The organism is Streptomyces sp. TE5632 (assembly GCF_054061295.1).
Window position 1 is genome coordinate 1,011,443 of sequence record NZ_JBSSEA010000003.1, and the last position, 20,254, is coordinate 1,031,696.

Below are 20,254 nucleotides of genomic sequence, written 5' to 3' on the forward strand. Positions count from 1 at the left end.
CTCCGGAGGCCCTTGATCGTCACACGGTGGGCGCGGACGGTTTCGAACCGCCGACATCCTGCTTGTAAGGCAGGCGCTCTACCCCTGAGCTACGCACCCGGGACCCGGACGCACCGCCCAGGCCGAATCGACAGCCTACATGGCCCGGGGCGCGGTCCGGAAAACGCCCGTCCCGACGGCGGCCCGGCACCCTGCCACCGGGGTTCCTCCGGGGTGCCCCGTGACGACACCGGTTCCCATGCGGTGAACCTCCACACCGGCGACGGAAGTCTCACGGTCCGTACGACGAACCGACCGACCCGTGTGTTCGTCCTCCACCGGTGGGACAATGGCACCGGCAGGGCGAACGACAGTACGGGAGAGGGATGTGACGGCGACACCAGAGCAGCCGTACTCGCCGTCGAGACCACGCGTGCACCGCACGCGTGGTGTTCTGTCTCCTCCCTCGTGGCCGCGCCTTCACACGGCGCGCCTCCGCCGGGCGGCCGGCCCGCTCCGGGACACGCTCGTCCTGATGACCCTGCCGCTGGTGGCGGCTCCGGCGCTGGCCGCCGCGTTCGCCGGTGGCGGCACCCGGCGCTGGTTCGGCGGACGGGCCGAGAACCAGCGGGCCGAGGCACAGGCCGCCAAGGACGCGGCGGCGGCCGCGTTCTACGAGCTCGACACCGCCCAGCGGGATCTGCGGATCTCCATCGAGACGATCACCGCCGTCGACAGCTCCCCCGCCGCCCGCCGGGCCGTCGCCGACTTCGAGGCGCTCGGCCGCCTTATCGACGAGGCCAGTCACCAGTACATCGACGCCGTCGACGCCCATGACCTGGACCGCGACGACCTGGAGGCCTCGGCCGCCTCCCGGGCCCGCACCGAGCTGACCGCCGCCAAGGGCGAGCTCGACCGGGTCAAGCGGGAACTGGACCGCTTCACCGACGGACTGGGTCCCCTCCTCGGCAAGGCCGAGACCCAGCTGGCCCGGCTCGCGCCCGCCGTGGAGCGTGCCCGGCAGGCCCTGCTCGCCGCGTCGAACGCGCTGGACACCGTCCGCGGGTCGGGGCTGCGGGCGGACGACCTCGCCGCCCGGCTCGCCGCGCTCTCCCCGGAGCTGACCAAGCTGAACCAGGGCGCCGGGCAGCACGGCGTGCCGCAGACCCTGGAGCGGGCCGAGCAGGTCACGCGTCAGGCCGAGGCCGTCCGCGCGGAGGCCGACCGGCTGCCGGAACGGGCCGCCGAGACCGACCGCCGGCTGGTCTCCCTGCGGACCCGCGCCCAGGCCCTCACCACCCGGTCCGCACAGGTGGAACCGGTCCTCAGCGAGCTGCGCCGCCGCTTCACCGCCGCCTGCTGGCAGGACCTTCAGCACGTCCCCGAGGTGGCCGCGGAGAACGTGCGCCAGGCCGAGGGCAGGCTCGCCGAGGCGAGAACCGCGCGCGAGGAACAGCGCTGGGCGGACGCGACCGCCCTGCTGTCGACCGTACGGGCGCTGTTGAACACGACCGACGAGGCCGTGTCCGCCGCCGGTGACCGGCTGCACCGGCTGAACGCCGTGCAGAAGGACCCCGAGCAGGAGATAGAACGCACCCGCTTCGCCATCCGGGACGCCCAGCGCCTGGCCATGGCCGGCCGCCACACCCCGGACCCGCGCCACGCGCAACCGCTGGACGCCGCCGTGGCCCGCCTGGACCGGGCCGTCGACGCCCTGGATGGCCGTCACCCCGACTACTGGCACTTCCTGACGGAGACGGAGGCGGTCCGCGAGTCGGTGGCACAGGTGGTGGCCCTGATCCGCGAGGACCGCGGCGGCTCCGCCGGCTGACCGGCACGTCGCTCCCGCGCCCCGCTCCCCCGCCACGAACGGGGGCGGCCGGTTAGCCTGTGCTCATGCCTCGTTATGAGTACCGCTGCCGGACCTGCGGCGACACCTTCGAACTGAGCCGTCCCATGGCGGAGTCCGCCGCCCCGGCCGACTGTCCGTCGGGACACGACGACACGGTGAAGCTCCTGTCCACGGTCGCCGTGGGCGGTGCCGCCTCCGCCCCGGCCGCCGCACCCCGTGCGGGCGGGGGTGGCGGGGGCGGTGGCTGCTGCGGCGGGGGCTGCTGCGGCTGACGGCCCCGGCCGCTCCCCCGATCACCGGCAGGGACCCCGCCCTCGGCGGGGTCCCTGCCGGTGTCGTCAGTACGGCGTGCGGGCCGTGTGCAGGAACTCCCGCAGGATGCGCTCGCCGGCCAGCACCCCGCGCTCGGGCAGTGCCGTGACCCCGGGGGCCGCCCAGCCGGCGTCGGCCAGTTCGCCGTGGCCGGGGCGCCAGCCCCGGTCGGCGGCGAGCAGCAGGTCGGCGTCGAGGAGGGAGTCACCGGCCGCGAGGGTGAGGTCGGCGCCGGTGCGGCGGGCGACCTCACGCATGGCCGCGCTCTTGGTGAGCGGCTTCGGCACGGCGTAGATCTTGCGGCCCTGCAGGGAGACCGTCCAGCCCCGGTTCTCCGCCCACACGGCGAGTTCCTTCACCCACTCCTCGTCCAGCAGCCGGCGCTCGACGACGAGGTAGGCGAAGAGGTCTTCGGCGACCCGGTGCTTGAGGGTCCAGGCCGGTTCGGCGGTCCGCAGCAGATGGTCCTGCACCTCGGAGAGCGGGGCGCACTCGGCGGCGAGGCGCGCGGTCACCCGGGCGTGCCAGTCGGGGTCGGACACGCCGTCGACCAGGAGATGGCCGCCGTTGGCGCAGATGGCGTAGGCCGGCGGGGGGCCGGGGAGGCTGATGCGCCCGTACTGCTCACGGGTGCGGGTGGTCGTCGGTACGAACACCGCGCTGTCACCGAGTTCGGCGAGCAGTCCGGCCGCCGACTCCGTCATGAAGGACAGCGGGCGGCTCTCGTAGGTCTCCACGCACAGCAGGCGGGGCGCCTCGGCGTCGGGCACGGCCAGGGCGAGCGCGCCGGCGGAGTAGATGAGCGTGCGGTCGAGGTCACTGGCGACGAGGACGGACATCAGCGGGTCACCGCCCTGCCGTCGGCGCCGGTCGCGCCGCGCGTGTACCGGGGGTGGATCAACCCGACGCAGGTGTACGGGAGTCCGTCGACCTCCTCGACGGGGACGCCCCGCTGTTCGGCCAGCAGCCGGACGTGGTCGAGGTCGCGGCCCGCCCCGGCCCGCGCCAGTATCTTCCAGGGCACCCGGCGCAGCAGCACCCGGGTGGTCTCGCCGACGCCGGGCTTGACGAGGTTCACGTCGTGGATGCCGTACTCCTCGCTGATGCGTTCGACGGCGGCCCAGCCCTCCCAGGTGGGGGTGCGGTCGGTGGCGAGCAGTTCCTTGGCCTGGGCGCAGGCGGCGTCCGTGACCTCGGGGAAGCGTGCGGAGACGGCGTCCAGGAAGGCCACCGAGGCGTCCGCGTCGGCGAGTTCGCGGTAGAACTTGGCGCCGTGGAAGTCGTCCGGGCCGACCAGGTCGGCCCGGAGCACGGTGCGTGAAACCAGGCCGGAGACGGTCGAGTTGAGGCAGGCGGAGGGGATCAGGTAGTCCTCGCGGGTGCCGTAGGTCCGTACGCAGGAGCCGGGGTCGGCCAGCACCGCGATCTCCGGGTCGAAGCCGGTGACGCCGTGGGTCTTCTCGAACTCCTCGACGGCCTGCGCGAGTTCACGGGTGATGGCGCCCTTGCCGGTCCAGCCGTCGACGAAGACGACGTCCCGGGGGTCGTGCCGCTCGGCCAGCCAGCGCAGTGCGTTGGCGTCGATGCCGCGGCCGCGGACGATGGAGACGGCGTAGTGCGGGAGGTCGAGTCGGTGCCGGTGCTGGGCCCAGCGGCGCATCAGGATGCCGACGGGGGTGCCCGCGCGGGCCAGGGAGACCAGGACCGGGCGGGGGGACCGCTCCGCGAGAACGGTCTCGGTGACCACGCCGACCGCGTGGGCGAGGCGGGCCGCCGAGGTCTCCAGGGCCGCGTGGAACAGCCGCTGGTACTGCTCGCTCGGCTGGTACTCGACGGGCAGCGACTCGGCGTAGTGCGCGCCGCCGCTCTGGACGGCCTCCTCGCGCTCCTCGGTCGGCGCCTCCAGGGCGACGTCCGAGAGGTCCTGGAGCAGCCAGCCGACCTCCTCGGGCGCGTACGAGGAGAAGGCGGGGCCGCGGAGGGGCTCGGGCAGCATGGAGACGGGCCTTTCGAGGGCGTCGGGTCCGGCGGGTACGTCGGGTCCGGCAGGCCCGTCGGAGGGCGCGGGGACGTACGACGGTATGACCGCGAGGAGGACCTGCGGGGTGTGCGCGGCGAGCTCGGCCAGCAGACCGCCGGGCGCGTGCAGCGCGGGGGTGTCGGCGGCCGAGTCGACGACGAGGACCACGGCGTCGAAGCCGGCGCCCGCGACGTTGTAGGCGTAGCGCTCGCCGGGGCCGTCGGCGGGGTCGTCGTGGGCGGGGAAGACCAGCCGGGTGCGTATCGCGTAGCCGGGGTCGTCGACGGCGAGGACGGGTGAGCGGGTGGTGGTCGAGAAGCGCACCTCGGTGCCGGTCGCCCCGGCCGGCGCCTGCTCCGGCCGCTGCCCCGGTTCCTGTTCCAGCTTCCGCTCCAGCGCGTGGGCGAGGCGGAGCGGGGCGTACATCAGCTCCTCGAAGCCGAGAACGAGAATGCGGCCGCGGCGGGCACCGTCGGGGAGTGCCTCGGCGAGGCGGGCCGCCATTTCGGGGAGTGCGCTCTCCAGGCGGGCGCGGTGCGCGGGGGTGAACCCGTGCCGTCCGCCGTCGGGAAGGCCGGGAGGCCAGCGCAGATCCACGCGCGTGAGCTTGTCGTTCGGGTGCGGGCCGTCTCGGGTCGATCGCGCCCACGCGGCGGTAGCCGCAGCTTCGGCTACGTCCCGCGCCCCCCGGGGGTGATTCCCACCGTCGGCTTCACGGCCGAGGGCACCGGCATCCCCCTCCAGGGGCGCGGGGAACGGCGCGACCGGCCCCGACGGAGCCGCAGTCGACCGACCACCTCCCGTGGCACTCCCGTACCGCGCCACCAGCTCCTGTCCCTTCTCCAGGACGCCCTCCGGCAACCGCACCGTGCCCGACGCGGTCGTCACCAGGTCGATTCGCGCTCCGATCTCGCGAGCGAACTCGTCCAGCCGCCCGGCGTCGGCGGGCGAGCGCATGTCGACCAGGGCGACCACCACGTACCGCCGCCGAGGATGGCGTGCGTGCAGGTCGCGGATGGTGTTCAGGACCGTGTTGCCGGTGGAGAACTCGTCGTCGACCAGGACCAGCGGCCCGTCCCCGGCCAGCAGCCCGGGGTCCTCGGGGAGCAGCAGGTGCGAGGTCGCGTGGGAGTGGGACTCCTCGAAACCGCCTGCCGTGGCCACCCCGGGGACCGGGCGGCGGGTGGAGTGCAGACAGGGGGCGACGCCCAGGCCGTCGGCGACCGAGTGGCCGAGGCCGGTCGCGGTCTCCGCGTACCCGAGGACCACGGCCCGGTGGGCCTGTTCGCCCAGCAGTTCGCGGACCCGGCGGCCGAGGGCGACACCGTGGCCGTACACGACGGACGGCGGGCTGGGTACGTGCTTGCCGAGGACGTTGGACACCAGCAGGTGGGCCCGTTTGGGGTTGCGGCGCAGGGCCAGGCCCAGCAGCCCGGTCAGCCGGCCGTCGCCGGCCAGTTCGACGCCGAGCCGCTCCGCGACCCAGCTCCCGGACCAGACACTCCCGCCGGTCGTGCCCTCGCCGGTCGGCGACCCGTCGCGCGCCTCACGGCGCACTGCCTCGTTCACTGCCTTCTCACTGCCTTCTCACTGCCTTCTCCATGAGTTTCCCTCGCCGTCGCTCCGGTACGTCACTCCGCCAGGCCGGCCGCGAGCAGCTCCACGAACCCGATGTCCTCGTTGGCGACGCCGAAGACCTCGGCGCGCAGCAGGGTCCGCTCGGCCCAGGCACGGTGCGGCTTCACCTCGTTCATCTTGTTCGTGTACGCCGACCTCAGGACGCCCCCGCCGTCGCGTTCCGGCCGGAGGATGTCCTGCGCGTCGCTGTACTCCTCGTGACTGACGACGGACAGCGCGTGCACGGGCAGCACGTGCGAGGGGTGGATGCAGGTCTTGCCCTGCAGTCCGTTGGCCCGGTCGAGGGAGATCTCCCGCAGCAGGCCGTCCATGGCGTGCTCGATCAGCGTCGCGCGCAGTTCCACGGCCTGTACCTCCAGGAAGGGGCTCTGCCGCAGTTGTGGCTTGAACATGCGTTCCTGGACCCGGAAGTACTCCCAGACCGGTCCCGTCACGGTGAATCCGGTGCCGTCGGCGCGGGCCAGCATGTTCACCACGTCGGCGATCACGGAGGCGACGATCTGGATGTCGTAGGCGGTCATGTCGGGGCCGCGGCGCAGCCCGTACGGGGAGCAGAAGTCGGTCACACCGAGGCGCAGGGCGAGGACCCGGTCGCGGTACTTGCCGACCGCGCGGAGGATGCCTTCGAGGGTCTCCACGCGTGTCTCGCGGTAGAGCAGCTCCGGCGACTCCAGTACCGGCATGGCGAAGAGGCGGTGGCCGCTCTCGGCCTCGGCGAGGGCGAGGGCCTCCAGGAAGGGCACGCCGCGTTCCTCGGTGAACTTCGGCAGGACGAATCCGGACAGCAGCGAGAGGGCGGGGCCGAGACGCCGGACGAGGTCCGGTATCTGGTCGGGGGTCCGGACCCGGATGAACAGCAGCGGCAGATCGGCCGCCGGCCGGGCGGCCAGGTCGGCGAACTGGCGGACGAGGTTCGCCTCGCCGGCGAGCACGTCCTCGTCGCCGATGGAGTCCTCGAGGCACAGCACCATCGAGACCACGCCGCGCCCGGCCTGCTTGACGATGTCGTCGGCGAGCCGGGGGCGGGTCGCGGGGCTGTACAGCGTGGCGCCGAGGGCCGTGGAGAGCAGGTGGGCCGGTGACTCCTGCGTGAACACGCCCGGCTCCCGGTGGAAGAGACGTTTCCGCACCGCCGGGGCGATCTGTCCGAAGTGACGCATTGAACTCCCCCGTGGCCGCTGGGCATGCTGTGGAATGTCGGAAGGTGGCCGGTAATAGTACGTACGGAGCGATGTCGGCGGTTCCCGCCCGGTGTGAACTCCGGGTGTCCCGGCCGTGTCGTTCCCCTACCGTCTCGCCACCCCCGCATTGTCGTGACCAGGACGGAGAGGGCAGGATGACCGTATGACGCACGCCATGCTGAAGGGGTCGAACGTCCCGCTCCAAGCCACCACGGTACGCGCCGTCCTGCGCTGGTCCCCGGGGCAGGGGGTGCCGGACGTGGACGCGTCCGCGCTGCTCCTGGGGCTCGACGACCGGGTGCGCTCGGACGAGGACTTCGTCTTCTACAACCAGCCCCGGCACCCGTCCGGCACGGTGTGGCGGCTCGGCAAGAAGCGGGGCGCCGAGGGGCTGACCGACACGATCCAGACAGACCTCGACGGGGTCGAGGACGGCGTGGGGCGGATCCTGCTGGTGGCGTCGGCGGACGGCGTCACCTTCGACCAGGTGCACACGCTGCGCATCCTGCTGTTCGACGCGCAGGCGCCCGACGCGGAGCCGCTGGCGTACTTCGACGTCACGCCGGAGACGGGCCAGGAGACGGCGCTGATCTGCGGTGAGCTGTACCGGCGCGGGGAGGGCTGGAAGTTCCGGGCGCTCGGCGAGGGCTACTCGAACGGACTGAAGGGCCTGGCGACGGACTTCGGCATCTCGGTGGACGAGTCGGAGGCGGCGCAGGACCCCTCGGCCGCCGACCCCGGCCGGCCGGACACGTCCGCCGAGACCGGGACCTCGGTCCGTCCCGACGCGCTGACCCAGCCGCAGGCCCCGGCCGCGGCGGACCTGTCCGGGCCGCTGCCGCCCGAGCAGCCGGCGGGGGTGCCGGCGCAGCCCGCGTACGGGTATCCGCCGCAGCAGCCCCCGGCCGCGCAGCCGGCCTACGGCTACCCGCAGACGACCGGGCGGCCCGCCTACGGCTACCCGCAGACGTCACCCGCGGCGGCCGCCGCGGGAGCGCCGGCCGGCTACGGCTACCCGCCCCCCGCGCCCGGCGCCCCCGACCCCGACTTCCGCCTGCCCCCGCAGGGACCTCAGTTCATCGGGCGGTAGGCCCCGGCCCGGGTGGGGCCCCTAGCGGTCCGCCTTCGACTTGAAGCCGCGGCCCCACTGCAGGCCCCACCCGTACAGCCGGTCGAGCTCCGCCTGGAAGCCGTAGACGAACTTCACCTCGCGGTGGACCACGATCTCGCCCTTGACGTTCTCGATCATCACCACCGCGCAGGAGCGGGCCTGCGGATGACGTTCGTCCAGGCCTATCTCGATCCGCGGGCCGTTGCTCGGGAACAGCGTGACGACGGCGTGCGTACGGTCGAACGCGGGCGTCTGGTCGTAGATGTACGCGAAGACCAGCAGGCGTTTGATGTGCTCACGCTGGTCCAGGTTGACGTAGATCGTCTCACCGGACGCCGAGCCGAACCGGTCGTCACCGCTGAGCTTGACGTACGGCGCCGCGTTGACGTCGCCGAGGAAGCCGCCGAGCGGCTGGACCACGCCCTTGGTGCCGTCCTGGAGTTCGTACAGGCAGCCCAGGTCCAGGTCGACGTTGACCATGCTCTGGCTGTGGGCGACGACCTCCGGGGGCTTGAGCGCCTTGAGCGGGTGCCGCAGCAGGCTCTCCCGCTGGGAGCCGCTCAGGTCGGAGGTCCGCATCCGCCAGCTCAGGTTGATCCGCAGATGGCCGTTGGCCGCGCCCTGTTTGGTCAGGGACACCTGTGCGTGCCGTTTGGTCAGCTCGATGGCGTTGGTGGCCGCGTTGCCCGAGTCGAAGGCGGTCTCTTTCCCGCGCCACAGTCCGTCCAGAAAGCCCATTCCCGCCCCAAGTCCGCTCGTGGAACCCCGCCGGCCCCGCTGCCGTGCCGTCCCGCCGTCCCGCTGTTCCGCCGCCCCCGCGACGGCCGACGGGGCGGCCCCGAGGAGTGGTCCTCGACGGCCGCCCCGAACAGAGCGTTCCTCACGCGGAGGGCTGTCACACCCCGGACGAGACCTCGGTCTTCTCCGGGGTCCCCCCGGCCGCCGCGATCGCCTTGTTGCGGCGCACGGAGGACCAGAAGGAGGCGCCGATCAGGACGACACCGATCAGGCCGGTGATGATCTCGTTGATCTCGTACTGGATCGTGACGAGCAGCAGGGCGGCGAGCGCGCCGATGGCGTAGTGCGCGCCGTGCTCCAGGTAGACGTACTCGTCGAGGGTGCCCTGGCGGACCAGGTAGACCGTCAGCGAACGGACGTACATGGCGCCGATGCCCAGGCCCAGGGCCATCAGCACGATGTCGTTGGTGATGGCGAAGGCGCCGATCACGCCGTCGAAGGAGAAGGACGCGTCCAGGACCTCCAGGTAGAGGAACATGAAGAACGCGGCCTTGCCGGCCATCGCGACCGCCGTACGGGGCTTTCCGGCGCGCGCGGCCTTCTCCTCCGCCTCGTGTTCGCGTTCCTCCTCCTCTTCGAGTTTGTCCTCGAAGTAGCCGGAGAGTCCGCCCACGATCATGTAGGTGATCAGACCCCCGATGCCGGCGAGGAGGACGGTCTCCGCCTTGTCGACGTGGAGGCCGCCGTGCTGGTGGGCGTTGGCCCCGACGGTCAGGGAGGCGATCAGCAGGACGATCAGCGCGATGCAGACCGACAGCATGTCGACCTTGCCGAGCTTGGAGAGCGGGCGCTCGATCCAGGTCAGCCACTTGATCTCCCGGTCCTCGAACACGAAGTCCAGGAAAATCATCAGCAGGAACATGCCACCGAACGCGGCGATCGACGGGTGGGCGTCGGTGACGAGTTGCTGGTACTGGTCCTTGTCGTTGAAGGCGAGCTTGACCGCCTCGATCGGACCGAGCTGGGCACTGAGGGCGACGATCACGACGGGGAAGACCAGCCGCATGCCGAAAACGGCGATCAGGATGCCGATCGTGAGGAAGATCTTCTGCCAGAAGGCATTCATCTTCTTCAGGATTCCGGCGTTGACCACCGCGTTGTCGAAGGACAGCGAGATCTCGAGGATCGACAGGATCGCCACGATGCCAAAGGCGGTCCACCCCCCGAAAAGGATCGCTGCGACCAGACCGAGCGCGGTGACCGCGAACGACCAGCCGAAGGTTTTCAGAACCACTGGCTACCCCATCATGTGTTGGGGGCTCCACCGGACGATCTCCGGAGGAGACTCTCCCCGCTGCCGAAGTCGGCTTTACGAAACGTTGACTCCGAAGTCTAGAGCGATGCCCCGCAGCCCGGACGCGTACCCCTGCCCCACCGCCCTGAACTTCCACTCGCCCTGATAGCGGTAGAGCTCGCCGAAGATCATCGCGGTTTCGGTGGAGGCGTCCTCCGACAGGTCGTACCGGGCGAGTTCCTGGCCGTCCGCCTGGTTGACGACACGGATGAAGGCGTTACTGACCTGGCCGAAAGCCTGGCCGCGGTCGTCCGCCAGATGGATGGAGACCGGAAAAACGATCTTGTCGCACCGGGCCGGCACCTTGGAGAGGTCCACCAGCAGGGACTCGTCGTCTCCGTCGCCCTCGCCGGTGAGGTTGTCACCGGTGTGCTGCACCGAGCCGTCCGGGCTCGTGAGCTGGTTGTAGAAGATGAACCACTCGTCCCCCATGACCCGGCCGTCGCTGCACACCAGTGCGCTGGCGTCGAGGTCGAAGGGGGCTCCGGTGGTGGAGCGTGCGTCCCAGCCGAGCCCGACCATCACCTGTGTGAGGTTCGGTGCGGCCTTGGACAGGGAGACGTTTCCCCCCTTGGCAAGCGTGACGCCCATCTTGCTGATCCCTCCCCGGATGACGTTTCTCAGGTGGTCCTGCGCCTCCGGCGCCACACGTAAACCGTGCGGCGCCGGACGGAACAGCCGTACGAGGCGGCCGGGCCCGGGCGGCGCCCGGGACGTGACCGTCTCAGACGTTCACCCCGAAGTCCTGCGCGATGCCGCGCAGGCCGGAGGCGTAGCCCTGGCCGATGGCGCGGAACTTCCACTCGGCACCGTGCCGGTACAGCTCGCCGAAGACCATGGCGGTCTCCGTGGAGGCGTCCTCCGACAGGTCGTAGCGGGCGATCTCGGCGCCGCCGGCCTGGTTGACGACGCGGATGAACGCGTTGCGCACCTGGCCGAAGGACTGCTGGCGGTTCTCGGCGTCGTAGATGGAGACCGGGAAGACGATCTTCTCGATCTCCGCCGGGACACCGGCGAGGTTGACCTTGATCTGCTCGTCGTCGCCCTCGCCCTCACCGGTGAGGTTGTCGCCCGTGTGCTCGACCGAGCCGTCGGGGCTCTTGAGGTTGTTGAAGAAGACGAAGTTGGCGTCGTTGGTGACCTTGCCGGTGTTGTTCACCAGCAGCGCGCTGGCGTCCAGGTCGAAGTCGGTGCCGGTCGTGGTGCGGACGTCCCACCCCAGTCCGACGATGACCGCGGTCAGGCCCGGCGCCTCCTTGGTCAGCGAAACGTTGCCGCCCTTGCTGAGGCTGACTCCCACGAGTCCTCCAGTGATGTCCGGGGGCGGGAAGCCCCGTCGTGCGTTGGATGTCCGATCAACGTGTCGATCCTAGTGATGGGTTCCCGACCGCCGCAGGCCCCGGGGCGGGGAATCACGGGGTGTCGGACGTGCTCACAGCGCGTCGAGCGCCTCGACGTACTCGTTCAGGTCACGTGCGTCGGGCAGCGCGTTGACGACCGTCCAGCGCACGATGCCCTCCCGGTCGATGACGAAGGTCCCCCGCACGGCGCAGCCCTTGCCCTCGTCGAAGACGCCGTACGCGCGTGAGACCTCTCCGTGCGGCCAGAAGTCCGACAACAGGGGGTACTCCAGGCCCTCCTGCTCGGCGAAGACGCGCAGGGTGTGGATGGAGTCGTTGGAGACGGCGAGCAGCTGGGTGTCGCGGTCGGCGAGGAGCGGCAGGTTGTCGCGCAGTTCGCGCAGCTCCCCGGTGCACACGCCGGTGAAGGCGAAGGGGTAGAAGACGAGCACCACGTTCCGCTGTCCGAGGTGGTCGGACAGTCGTACGGGCGCGCCGTGGTTGTCCTTGAGCTCGAAGTCGGGGGCCTTGTCGCCGACCTGGATCGCCATCGCCTCGTTCGTCCCTTCGGGGGTGCTGTTCCCGGTTCGTTCCCGGGGACCACCCTACGCACGGGGCACGGCAGTGGGCCGGACGGGCCGAGCCGGTCGGCCCGTCCGGGTTCGAACGGGGTGCGGCCCCGGCGGCGGGAGTGCCGCCGCCGGGGCCGCCTCCGCCGTGGCTACCTCCTGGACTTGGCTGCCTTCGGCGTGGCCAGCCGGCTGCCGCTCCAGTCCTTGCCCACGCTGACGCTCTTGGCTGCCGTCAGGCCCGCCGTGGTGGCGGCCTCCGAGACGTCACTCGGCTCGACGTAGCCCGAACGGCCTGTCTTCGGCGTGAGGAGCAGGATGGCACCGCCCTCTTCGATGTACGTGCCGGCGTCCACCAGCGCGTCCGTCAGGTCGCCGTCGTCGTCGCGGAACCACAGCACAACGGCGTCAGCCACGTCGTCGTAGTCCTCGTCGACCAGGTCGCTCTCGATGACGCCCTCGATGGCCTCGCGGAGCTCCTGGTCGACGTCGTCGTCGTAGCCGATCTCCTGGACCACCTGCCCGGGCTGGAACCCCAGCCTGGCGGCAGGGTTCGTCCGCTCCTCCGCGTGGTCCGCGGTCGCGCTCACGGTTTGCCTCCTGATCATGGTTTGGGAATCTCGCCAATCGTCACAGCCGCGCGCAGGTGCGCGGCTGTGGCCGTAGTCCACACGGGCGGGGCGGTTCGCGCAAGTACCCGGCCGCAGGGACCGCCGAAACGGTGACGATCCTGGCCGGGTCACCGCAACTCCAGGCACATCATCCTGGCCCACAGTGATACACACCACACCCTTGTGCCCTCTATGGGCGTTTGGGAACCGTATACGGGTACGAGACTCGCACGAGTCCGTGGCCCGTTCCGTATGCCACCGTACCGGGGTCGCGGCCGGGTTACCTATCGGTAGAGATGACGTGTGCGGCCCGCGGGTGGACGATGGGGAGCGCGCAGACGGCTAAATCAGTGAAGCAGCGGCCCTTTCACGGCCCTCTGACAGGTAAGGAACAGCGTGGCTTCCGCATCCGATCGCAACCCGATCATCATTGGTGGCCTTCCGAGTCAGGTGCCTGACTTCGACCCCGAGGAAACGCAGGAGTGGCTCGACTCCCTGGACGCCGCCGTCGACGAGCGCGGCCGGGAGCGGGCCCGCTATCTGATGCTGCGGCTGATCGAGCGCGCACGCGAGCGGCGCGTGGCCGTGCCCGAGATGCGCAGCACGGACTACGTCAACACGATCCCCACCCGCGCGGAGCCGTTCTTCCCGGGCAACGAGGAGATCGAGCGCAAGATCCTCAACGCGACCCGGTGGAACGCCGCGGTGATGGTCTCGCGCGCGCAGCGGCCCGGGATCGGCGTCGGCGGCCACATCGCCACGTTCGCGTCCTCGGCGTCGCTGTACGACGTGGGCTTCAACCACTTCTTCCGCGGCAAGGACGCGGGCGACGGCGGCGACCAGGTCTTCTTCCAGGGCCACGCCTCCCCGGGCATCTACGCCCGCGCGTACCTGCTGGACCGGCTCACCGAGCGGCAGCTGGACGGCTTCCGGCAGGAGAAGTCGAAGGCGCCCGAGGCGCTGTCGTCGTATCCGCACCCGCGGTCGATGCCGGACTTCTGGGAGTTCCCGACGGTGTCGATGGGCCTCGGCCCGATCGGCGCGATCTACCAGGCCCGGATGAACCGCTACATGCAGGCGCGCGGCATCACCGACACCTCGAAGTCGCACGTGTGGGCGTTCCTCGGCGACGGCGAGATGGACGAGCCCGAGTCGCTGGGCCAGCTGTCCATCGCCGCCCGCGAGAACCTGGACAACCTGACCTTCGTCGTCAACTGCAACCTGCAGCGCCTCGACGGGCCGGTGCGCGGCAACGGCAAGATCATCCAGGAGCTGGAGTCCATCTTCCGGGGCGCCGGCTGGAACGTGATCAAGCTCGTCTGGGACCGCACCTGGGACCCGCTGCTCGCCCAGGACCGGGACGGTGTGCTGGTCAACCGGATGAACACCACTCCGGACGGCCAGTACCAGACGTACGCCACCGAGTCCGGGGCGTACATCCGCGACCACTTCTTCGGCGACGACCACCGGCTGCGCGCCATGGTCGAGGGCATGACCGACGGCCAGATCCTGCACCTGGGCCGCGGCGGTCACGACCACCGGAAGATCTACGCGGCGTACAAGGCGGCCCTGGACCACAAGGGCCAGCCGACGGTGATCCTCGCCAAGACGGTCAAGGGCTGGACGCTGGGTCCGAACTTCGAGGGCCGCAACGCCACGCACCAGATGAAGAAGCTGACGGTCGACGACCTCAAGGGCTTCCGGGACCGCCTGCACCTGCCGATCGCCGACAGGGACCTGGAGTCCGGCCTGCCGCCGTACTACCACCCGGGCCGCGACTCGGAGGAGATCCAGTACATGCACGACCGCCGCAAGGCCTGCGGCGGGTACGTGCCGACCCGTGTGGTGCGCTCCAAGCCGCTCGCACTGCCCGACGACAAGACGTACGCGAACGTGAAGAAGGGCTCGGGCCAACAGTCCATCGCGACGACCATGGCCTTTGTCCGGCTCCTCAAGGACCTCCTGCGGGACAAGGAGATCGGCAAACGGTTCGTACTGATCGCGCCGGACGAGTACCGCACGTTCGGCATGGACTCGTTCTTCCCGAGTGCGAAGATCTACAACCCGCTGGGCCAGCAGTACGAGTCCGTGGACCGGGAGCTGCTGCTCGCGTACAAGGAGGCGCCGAACGGGCAGATGCTGCACGACGGCATCTCCGAGGCCGGCTGCACGGCCTCGCTGATCGCGGCCGGCTCGGCGTACGCCACGCACGGCGAGCCGCTCATCCCGGTGTACGTCTTCTACTCGATGTTCGGTTTCCAGCGCACCGGTGACCAGTTCTGGCAGATGGCCGACCAGCTGGCGCGCGGTTTCGTCCTGGGCGCGACCGCGGGGCGTACGACCCTGACCGGTGAGGGCCTTCAGCACGCGGACGGACACTCGCAGCTGCTGGCGTCCACGAACCCGGGCTGTGTCGCGTACGACCCGGCCTTCGGGTTCGAGATCGCGCACATCGTGCAGGACGGTCTGCGCCGGATGTACGGCGGCGACGAGCAGCACCCGCACGGCGAGGACGTCTTCTACTACCTGACCGTCTACAACGAGCCCATCCAGCACCCGGCCGAGCCGGAGGACGTGGACGCGGAGGGCATCGTGAAGGGCCTGTACCGCTTCAGCGAGGGCACGGCGGGCAGCCTGCCCGCCCAGATCCTCGCCTCCGGCGTCGCGGTGCCCTGGGCGATCGAGGCACAGCAGATCCTCGCCGAGGAGTGGAACGTCAAGGCCGACGTCTGGTCGGCGACGTCCTGGAACGAGCTGCGGCGCGAGGCGGTGGACTGCGAGCGGCACAACCTGCTGTACCCGGAGGAGGAGCAGCGCGTCCCGTACGTGACGCGGAAGCTGGCCTCGGCGCAGGGGCCGGTCGTGGCGGTGTCGGACTGGATGCGGTCGGTGCCGGACCAGATCGCGCGCTGGGTGCCGGGGACATACCAGTCGCTGGGTGCGGACGGCTTCGGCTTCGCGGACACGCGCGGGGCGGCCCGGCGGTTCTTCCACATCGACGCGCAGTCGATCGTGGTGGCGGTGCTGACGGAGCTGGCCCGCGAGGGCCACCTCGACCGGTCGGTGCTGAAGCAGGCCATCGACCGCTACCAGTTGCTCGACGTCACCGCGGCCGACCCGGGCCCGGCGGGCGGCGACGCGTGACGTCCTGACGGGCGGCGTGACGGAGCCATCGAGGAGGCGAGGAGGGCCTCCGGCGAGTCGCCGGAGGCCCTCCTCCCGCTCGGTCCCGGGGCTGCCGGTTCGTCAGGACGTTCCGTAGCCCGGGGTGGTCGCCCCGGCCGGCCAGATGACGGCCAGGAGCGTGTCGATGGCGCCCAGGACGAGGGCGACCGGGGCCGGTACCGGGCGGGCCCCCGCCCGTCTGCGGCCCATGGCGAGCCGGCCGCAGACGATCGCCACGGGGCCGAGGATGATCCCCAGCACGAAGAATCCGGCGACCGCGCAGATGACTCCAACGGTTCCGAGCGTCGCGCGGTCCGGCCTTCCCCCGAGTTCTCGGCTTCTCCCGAACAGGGAGACCCCCACGATGACCAGCTGCGGCCACCTCGCCGGGGGTGCCTGCGCGTACCGTGTCCGAAGCTCGCCGTCATCAACTCCCTGAACACCTTGGCTGGTTGGCCGGTTGACTGGCTGGCCGGTTGGCCGGTTGGGAAAATGTTCGAGGTTCGTCGAGAGGCGGGTGCCCCCGCTTCGGCGGTGAATTCACGCCGCGCGGACGGCAGTGGGGGGTGCTGCCTGCGCGCTGCCCCCCTCCAGCAGCGCGCCGCAGCCACATCCTCCATGCCCTACGGAGGACTTGACCCACTGTGACCCGCGATGCCCGCCGGAGGGGGAGGGTTCACCTCGTTTGTTCACCCTGACGAGCGAACTCGCTCCGAGGGGCCGTCAGATGTGGCCGACTCCGGCAGGGACTCCGGTGGCGACCAGAGACGCCCCGCCCATGCCGAAGAGGAGGGCGCCGTGCACCACGTCGGCGCGCTCCACGGCGAACGCCTCGGGCATGCCCGGGCCCACCGGGGACGACGCCGGCCTCGCCGCCCTGGGCGAACTGACGACGGCCCACCTGGACCAGTCGGGCCCGGCGCTCGCGGGGAACCGGCACGACGCATGACCCCGTGCCGGCCGACGGCCGCTCCCGCTCCGGCCCGTCGAGCCGCCGCTCACGCCACGGTCGGTTGACCACTGCTCACAACCCGACGTGCTGAAACGTGATACCCGTCACTCGGCTAACGCGAGACCCTCTCGTTCTCCTAGTGTGTCCTGTCAGTGACTTCCTTCGACTCCTCTCCGCAACTGAACGCAGGGCGCGCGCTCCTCGCACTCGCCGTCGTCTTCGTGATGCTGGCGACCACCGGCTGGACGGCGCTGCGCCAACAGCGGGACGTGACACCTCTGTCCGCCTCGCTCGCCGCCTGGGAGCACGGCCGCATAGCGGGCCGCGACCTGCCGGACCCGCAGTCCGCGCCCGGCAGGCTGGCCCGGTTCTTCGCCTCGCTCACCGAGGCGCAGCGGATGAGCCTCGCCCACCGCTTCCCCCTCGCGGTCGGCAACATGAACGGCGCCCCGGCCGGTCTGCGGTACCGCGCCAACCGCATCGCGATGGAGCAGGCCCGCGAGATCGAGCGGGAACGGATGCGCGACACACGGCTCACGCCCGCGGGACAGCATCAGGCGGGCCGCCTGGTGAACCGCCTCGGGGCCCTGCTGAGCCCCGGACGCCAGATCCTCGCCTTCAACCCGTCGGGGCCGGGCCGCGTGGCCGAGGTCTTCGGCGACCTGGACGAGGCCGAACGCATCTCGGTCGTCGTCCCCGGCGTCGACACGGACCTGCTCACCTTCCAGCGCACCCACCGCCGCTACTCGGCCCCCGTCGGCATGGCCGAGGCGCTGCGCGCGGCCGAGCACGAGGCGGACCCCTCGACCCGTACCGCCGTCATCGCCTGGGCCGACTACACCGCGCCCGGCGGACTCGGCATGGAGGCGGCCATGGCCAAGCGCGCCGAGGACGGCGCGGTACGGCTCGACGCGCTGCTGCGCGCGCTGCCCGGCACGGCCCCGGTCGCACTGTTCTGCCACAGCTACGGTTCCGTGGTGTGTGGGCTCGCCGCGAACACACTGCCCGGCCGGGTGGCCGACATCGCGGTGGCCGGCAGTCCCGGCATGCGGGCCGAGACGGCCTCCGCACTGCGCACCCACGCGCGCGTGTGGGCCATGCGGGACGCCGACGACTGGATCCAGGACGTGCCCTACCTGGAGGTCGGCGGACTGGGCCACGGCGCCGACCCGGTCTCCCCCGCTTTCGGGGCACGGGTCCTGTCGGCCCGTGAGGCTCAGGGACACAGCGGGTATTTCGAGCCGGGCACGGACAGCCTGCGCAACTTCGCCGAGATCGGCGTTGGCGCGTACCGAGCGGTGGCCTGCGCACACGATGACGGCGTATGCCGGGCGGGTTTGTCCTACGCCCGGCCACCCGGACGCGCGTAGAGAACGGAGGAACCGCGGTATGCGCGGGGAGGGGACGAAAAAGCTCGTGCCGCATACGATGAGCCGCATGGGTGACGTACTGGCCGGATTTCACGCTGCCTGGGAGTTCGAGTCCGACTCCGTGCTCATCCGTTACGAAAGGGGGATTCGAACACCCAAGTTGTTTCAGGCACTCGGGGAACGACGCATCCCCCTGGAGGCCATGGCCGGGGTGACGCTGACCCCCGGCAGGCGCGGCAGCGTCGTGCTGCGCGTCGAGCCCAGGCCCGGGGCCGACCCGCTGATGGAGGCGGCGGCCGGGCAGTTGAAGGAGAGCTCCGACCCCTACCGGCTGGTGCTGCCCGCCGAGCGCGAGACGCTCGCCGAGTACTACGCCGACGAACTCCTCGCCCGCCTCACCGAGTCCGGTCCCGCCGAACGCCACCTGGTAGCGGCCCCCGAGGCGCCGCTGCGGTTCAAGGCATACGACGGCAAGGCCGCCTTCGACGGGACGACGGTCTCCTTCCACTGGTTCTGGACGGGCGCCTCGTCGGCGAAGTGGAAAGCCGGTGACCAGCGCTTCCCGGTGGGTGAGCTGAGCGGCGTGGAGTGGCGGTCGCCCGAGGTGTTCGAAGGGCATCTGCGGCTGCTGCGCCGGGACGAGCCGGCGTCGCCGCCCCAGGCCGATCAGGACCCGGCGGCCGTGGTGTTCGGGCTGGGCTACGGGCCGGTGCACGAGTCGCTGCCGTTCGCGGCGGCGGTGCTGGCGGCGGTGCAGACCTCCGAGCCGGTGCCCGCGGTGGTCGCGGCGGCCGTACGCCGCGACCCCGCCGACATCGCCGACCGCATCCGCCACCTCGGCGAACTGCACCGGGCGGGCCTGGTGACGGACGAGGAGTTCTCCTCCAAGAAAGCGGAGTTGCTGGCAGAGCTTTAGCCTGCTCGCCCCTCCCGCTACGGTGGGCCGATGACATCGGTCAAGCAGTTCCAGGTCACCTTCGACTGCGCGGAACCCGAGCGCGTCGCTCGTTTCTGGTGCGAGGTGTTGGGGTACGTCGTACCGCCGCCGCCTGAGAGGTTTGCCACGTGGGACGATTTCGATCGCTCGCTGCCGCTCGAGCGTCAGGGCTCGGCGTTCGCCTGCGTCGACCCCTCGGGTGTGGGCCCGCGACTGTTCTTCCAGCGCGTTCCCGAAGGCAAGGTCGTCAAGAACCGGGTGCATCTCGACGTGCGGGTCGGCACCGGACTCGTGGGTGAAGAGCGCCTGGCCGCTCTTGAGGCCGAATGCGCACGACTGGTCGCGCTCGGCGCGGTACGGGTGCGACTGCTGCGTGCCGACGGCGTCAACGAGTCGTGCCTCGTGATGCAGGACGTCGAGGGCAACGAGTTCTGTCTCGACTGAGCATCCTCCGGGACGACGATTGGGCAGCGGCGTAGTGAAACGGGGCGGGCCCAAAAGCGCTGTCCCTGTGTATGCGGCGAGCACGCTTCCCAAGAATCCGCTGACGGCAGGGGAGTCGAGGATGCCGACGATCGATGCTCATGGACGGCGACGACCTCGGCAAGTGGTGGGAACGGCAGGAACAGCCGAGCGCCCGGGCGCAGTCGTCCAGCGAGCAGGAAGCAGCGGGCACCACCGTTCGGTGGTGCCCGCGCCCCGCACTCGACGTCAAGAACCCTTGATCAGCTTCTTGACCTCGGAAGGAAGATCTTTTTCGGAGTCGACGGCGACGAAGAGGACGTCGTCGGGTGCGTCGTCCACCGCGATGGCGATGTCGGGGTCCACTCCCTCGATCGCGTAGGCGACCGTCGAGTCCGGCGACGCCTGACCGCCCCCGTCGTCCGACGAGTCGTCGCACGGAGGAAAGACGGCCGGCCCGAGCTTCTCGCCGATCTTGAATTCGGCGTTGGACACGTCCGAGTACATACGCTTGTCGTACTCGACCCGGTACTCGCAGGATGCCTCGGACTCGCCACCGCTCGACGACGCACAGGCGGCGGACACCACGACGGTCACCGCCGCCACCAGCACCCTCACGATTGCGCTCCGCCCAACCGGAACTACGGCTTTCACCTGGATACC

18 protein-coding genes, 1 tRNA gene and 1 pseudogene are annotated in these 20,254 nt (G+C 70.9%); 8 read left to right on the plus strand and 12 right to left on the minus strand.

Features of this window, described 5'->3' with window-relative positions; translation table 11 throughout:
* Window positions 1–27: 27 nt before the first annotated feature.
* Window positions 28–99: transfer RNA gene (locus tag ACVW19_RS09780), tRNA-Val, on the minus strand.
* A gap of 268 nt (window positions 100–367) precedes the next feature.
* On the opposite strand from ACVW19_RS09780, the gene ACVW19_RS09785 reads away from it, so the two are divergent.
* Together ACVW19_RS09785 and ACVW19_RS09790 are read left to right on the plus strand one after the other, a co-directional pair.
* Window positions 368–1,810 (plus strand): hypothetical protein, encoded by a 1,443-nt coding sequence (locus tag ACVW19_RS09785; protein ID WP_457458445.1) that lies wholly within the window; start codon window positions 368–370, stop codon window positions 1,808–1,810.
* A gap of 65 nt (window positions 1,811–1,875) precedes the next feature.
* Window positions 1,876–2,103 (plus strand): FmdB family zinc ribbon protein, encoded by a 228-nt coding sequence (locus tag ACVW19_RS09790; RefSeq protein WP_109382529.1) that lies wholly within the window; start codon window positions 1,876–1,878, stop codon window positions 2,101–2,103.
* A 66-nt stretch (window positions 2,104–2,169) separates the two neighbouring features.
* Here the strand turns inward: ACVW19_RS09790 and ACVW19_RS09795 are convergent, their stop codons facing one another.
* The 3 genes from ACVW19_RS09795 to ACVW19_RS09805 all read right to left on the minus strand — a co-directional run bounded on the left by ACVW19_RS09795 (window position 2,170) and on the right by ACVW19_RS09805 (window position 6,961).
* Window positions 2,170–2,982 (minus strand): HAD family hydrolase, encoded by an 813-nt coding sequence (locus ACVW19_RS09795; protein ID WP_457458447.1) that lies wholly within the window; start codon window positions 2,980–2,982, stop codon window positions 2,170–2,172.
* Complete coding sequence (locus ACVW19_RS09800; protein ID WP_457464518.1) at window positions 2,982–5,720, minus strand: phosphoribosyltransferase; 2,739 nt, start codon at window positions 5,718–5,720, stop codon at window positions 2,982–2,984. The genes ACVW19_RS09795 and ACVW19_RS09800 overlap by 1 nt, the downstream gene beginning before the upstream one ends.
* 74 nt (window positions 5,721–5,794) lie before the next feature.
* The gene (locus tag ACVW19_RS09805; protein WP_457458449.1) at window positions 5,795–6,961 is read right to left on the minus strand and encodes an HpcH/HpaI aldolase/citrate lyase family protein; all 1,167 of its coding nucleotides are present in this window, start codon (window positions 6,959–6,961) and stop codon (window positions 5,795–5,797) included.
* A gap of 184 nt (window positions 6,962–7,145) precedes the next feature.
* Here ACVW19_RS09805 and ACVW19_RS09810 point away from each other — a divergent pair, with 184 nt between their 5' ends.
* The gene (locus ACVW19_RS09810; RefSeq protein ID WP_457458451.1) at window positions 7,146–8,072 is read left to right on the plus strand and encodes a TerD family protein; all 927 of its coding nucleotides are present in this window, start codon (window positions 7,146–7,148) and stop codon (window positions 8,070–8,072) included.
* 21 nt (window positions 8,073–8,093) lie between these two features.
* Here ACVW19_RS09810 and ACVW19_RS09815 read toward each other — a convergent pair whose 3' ends face one another.
* The 6 genes from ACVW19_RS09815 to ACVW19_RS09840 form a co-directional block, all read right to left on the minus strand.
* Complete coding sequence (locus ACVW19_RS09815; RefSeq protein WP_457458452.1) at window positions 8,094–8,831, minus strand: TerD family protein; 738 nt, start codon at window positions 8,829–8,831, stop codon at window positions 8,094–8,096.
* A gap of 157 nt (window positions 8,832–8,988) precedes the next feature.
* A complete protein-coding gene (locus tag ACVW19_RS09820) occupies window positions 8,989–10,125 on the minus strand; it encodes a DUF475 domain-containing protein (protein WP_457458454.1) in 1,137 nt (378 codons plus the stop codon).
* A gap of 75 nt (window positions 10,126–10,200) precedes the next feature.
* Complete coding sequence (locus tag ACVW19_RS09825; RefSeq protein WP_457458456.1) at window positions 10,201–10,776, minus strand: TerD family protein; 576 nt, start codon at window positions 10,774–10,776, stop codon at window positions 10,201–10,203.
* A gap of 133 nt (window positions 10,777–10,909) precedes the next feature.
* A complete protein-coding gene (locus tag ACVW19_RS09830) occupies window positions 10,910–11,485 on the minus strand; it encodes a TerD family protein (RefSeq protein WP_042170048.1) in 576 nt (191 codons plus the stop codon).
* Between the two features lie 132 nt (window positions 11,486–11,617).
* Window positions 11,618–12,076 carry a peroxiredoxin gene (locus ACVW19_RS09835; RefSeq protein WP_363035543.1) on the minus strand — a complete coding sequence of 153 codons (459 nt, stop codon included), beginning with the start codon at window positions 12,074–12,076 and terminating at the stop codon, window positions 11,618–11,620.
* Window positions 12,077–12,246: 170 nt separating this feature from the next.
* Window positions 12,247–12,684: a DUF3052 domain-containing protein gene (locus ACVW19_RS09840; protein WP_055595440.1), complete on the minus strand. Its 438-nt coding sequence runs from the start codon at window positions 12,682–12,684 to the stop codon at window positions 12,247–12,249.
* A 417-nt stretch (window positions 12,685–13,101) separates the two neighbouring features.
* Here ACVW19_RS09840 and aceE point away from each other — a divergent pair, with 417 nt between their 5' ends.
* Window positions 13,102–15,849 (plus strand): pyruvate dehydrogenase (acetyl-transferring), homodimeric type, encoded by a 2,748-nt coding sequence (gene aceE, locus ACVW19_RS09845; protein ID WP_457458460.1) that lies wholly within the window; start codon window positions 13,102–13,104, stop codon window positions 15,847–15,849.
* A 102-nt stretch (window positions 15,850–15,951) separates the two neighbouring features.
* On the opposite strand, the pseudogene ACVW19_RS09850 reads toward aceE, so the two are convergent.
* Window positions 15,952–16,298: pseudogene (locus ACVW19_RS09850) on the minus strand (small hydrophobic protein).
* A gap of 676 nt (window positions 16,299–16,974) precedes the next feature.
* On the opposite strand from ACVW19_RS09850, the gene ACVW19_RS09855 reads away from it, so the two are divergent.
* From ACVW19_RS09855 to ACVW19_RS09870, 4 genes are all read left to right on the plus strand, one after another.
* Window positions 16,975–18,192 (plus strand): alpha/beta hydrolase, encoded by a 1,218-nt coding sequence (locus tag ACVW19_RS09855; RefSeq protein ID WP_457458462.1) that lies wholly within the window; start codon window positions 16,975–16,977, stop codon window positions 18,190–18,192.
* Between the two features lie 67 nt (window positions 18,193–18,259).
* Window positions 18,260–19,108 (plus strand): DUF4429 domain-containing protein, encoded by an 849-nt coding sequence (locus ACVW19_RS09860; protein ID WP_457458464.1) that lies wholly within the window; start codon window positions 18,260–18,262, stop codon window positions 19,106–19,108.
* Between the two features lie 30 nt (window positions 19,109–19,138).
* Window positions 19,139–19,573 (plus strand): VOC family protein, encoded by a 435-nt coding sequence (locus ACVW19_RS09865; RefSeq protein ID WP_457458466.1) that lies wholly within the window; start codon window positions 19,139–19,141, stop codon window positions 19,571–19,573.
* Window positions 19,574–19,707: 134 nt separating this feature from the next.
* Window positions 19,708–19,854: a hypothetical protein gene (locus ACVW19_RS09870; RefSeq protein WP_457458468.1), complete on the plus strand. Its 147-nt coding sequence runs from the start codon at window positions 19,708–19,710 to the stop codon at window positions 19,852–19,854.
* Here ACVW19_RS09870 and ACVW19_RS09875 read toward each other — a convergent pair.
* Window positions 19,841–20,209 carry a DUF6281 family protein gene (locus tag ACVW19_RS09875; RefSeq protein WP_457458469.1) on the minus strand — a complete coding sequence of 123 codons (369 nt, stop codon included), beginning with the start codon at window positions 20,207–20,209 and terminating at the stop codon, window positions 19,841–19,843. The genes ACVW19_RS09870 and ACVW19_RS09875 overlap by 14 nt on opposite strands.
* Window positions 20,210–20,254: the final 45 nt, after the last annotated feature.

Bases quoted from the DNA above. Each gene is read 5' to 3' on its own strand.
- ACVW19_RS09815 (WP_457458452.1), bottom strand. From the start codon at position 8,831: ATGGGCTTTCTGGACGGACTGTGGCGCGGGAAAGAGACCGCCTTCGAC.
- ACVW19_RS09835 (WP_363035543.1), bottom strand. From the start codon at position 12,076: ATGGCGATCCAGGTCGGCGACAAGGCCCCCGACTTCGAGCTCAAGGAC.
- ACVW19_RS09860 (WP_457458464.1), top strand. From the start codon at position 18,260: ATGGGTGACGTACTGGCCGGATTTCACGCTGCCTGGGAGTTCGAGTCC.
- ACVW19_RS09795 (WP_457458447.1), bottom strand. From the start codon at position 2,982: ATGTCCGTCCTCGTCGCCAGTGACCTCGACCGCACGCTCATCTACTCC.
- ACVW19_RS09825 (WP_457458456.1), bottom strand. From the start codon at position 10,776: ATGGGCGTCACGCTTGCCAAGGGGGGAAACGTCTCCCTGTCCAAGGCC.
- ACVW19_RS09805 (WP_457458449.1), bottom strand. From the start codon at position 6,961: ATGCGTCACTTCGGACAGATCGCCCCGGCGGTGCGGAAACGTCTCTTC.
- ACVW19_RS09870 (WP_457458468.1), top strand. From the start codon at position 19,708: ATGCTCATGGACGGCGACGACCTCGGCAAGTGGTGGGAACGGCAGGAA.
- ACVW19_RS09810 (WP_457458451.1), top strand. From the start codon at position 7,146: ATGACGCACGCCATGCTGAAGGGGTCGAACGTCCCGCTCCAAGCCACC.
- ACVW19_RS09865 (WP_457458466.1), top strand. From the start codon at position 19,139: ATGACATCGGTCAAGCAGTTCCAGGTCACCTTCGACTGCGCGGAACCC.
- ACVW19_RS09790 (WP_109382529.1), top strand. From the start codon at position 1,876: ATGCCTCGTTATGAGTACCGCTGCCGGACCTGCGGCGACACCTTCGAA.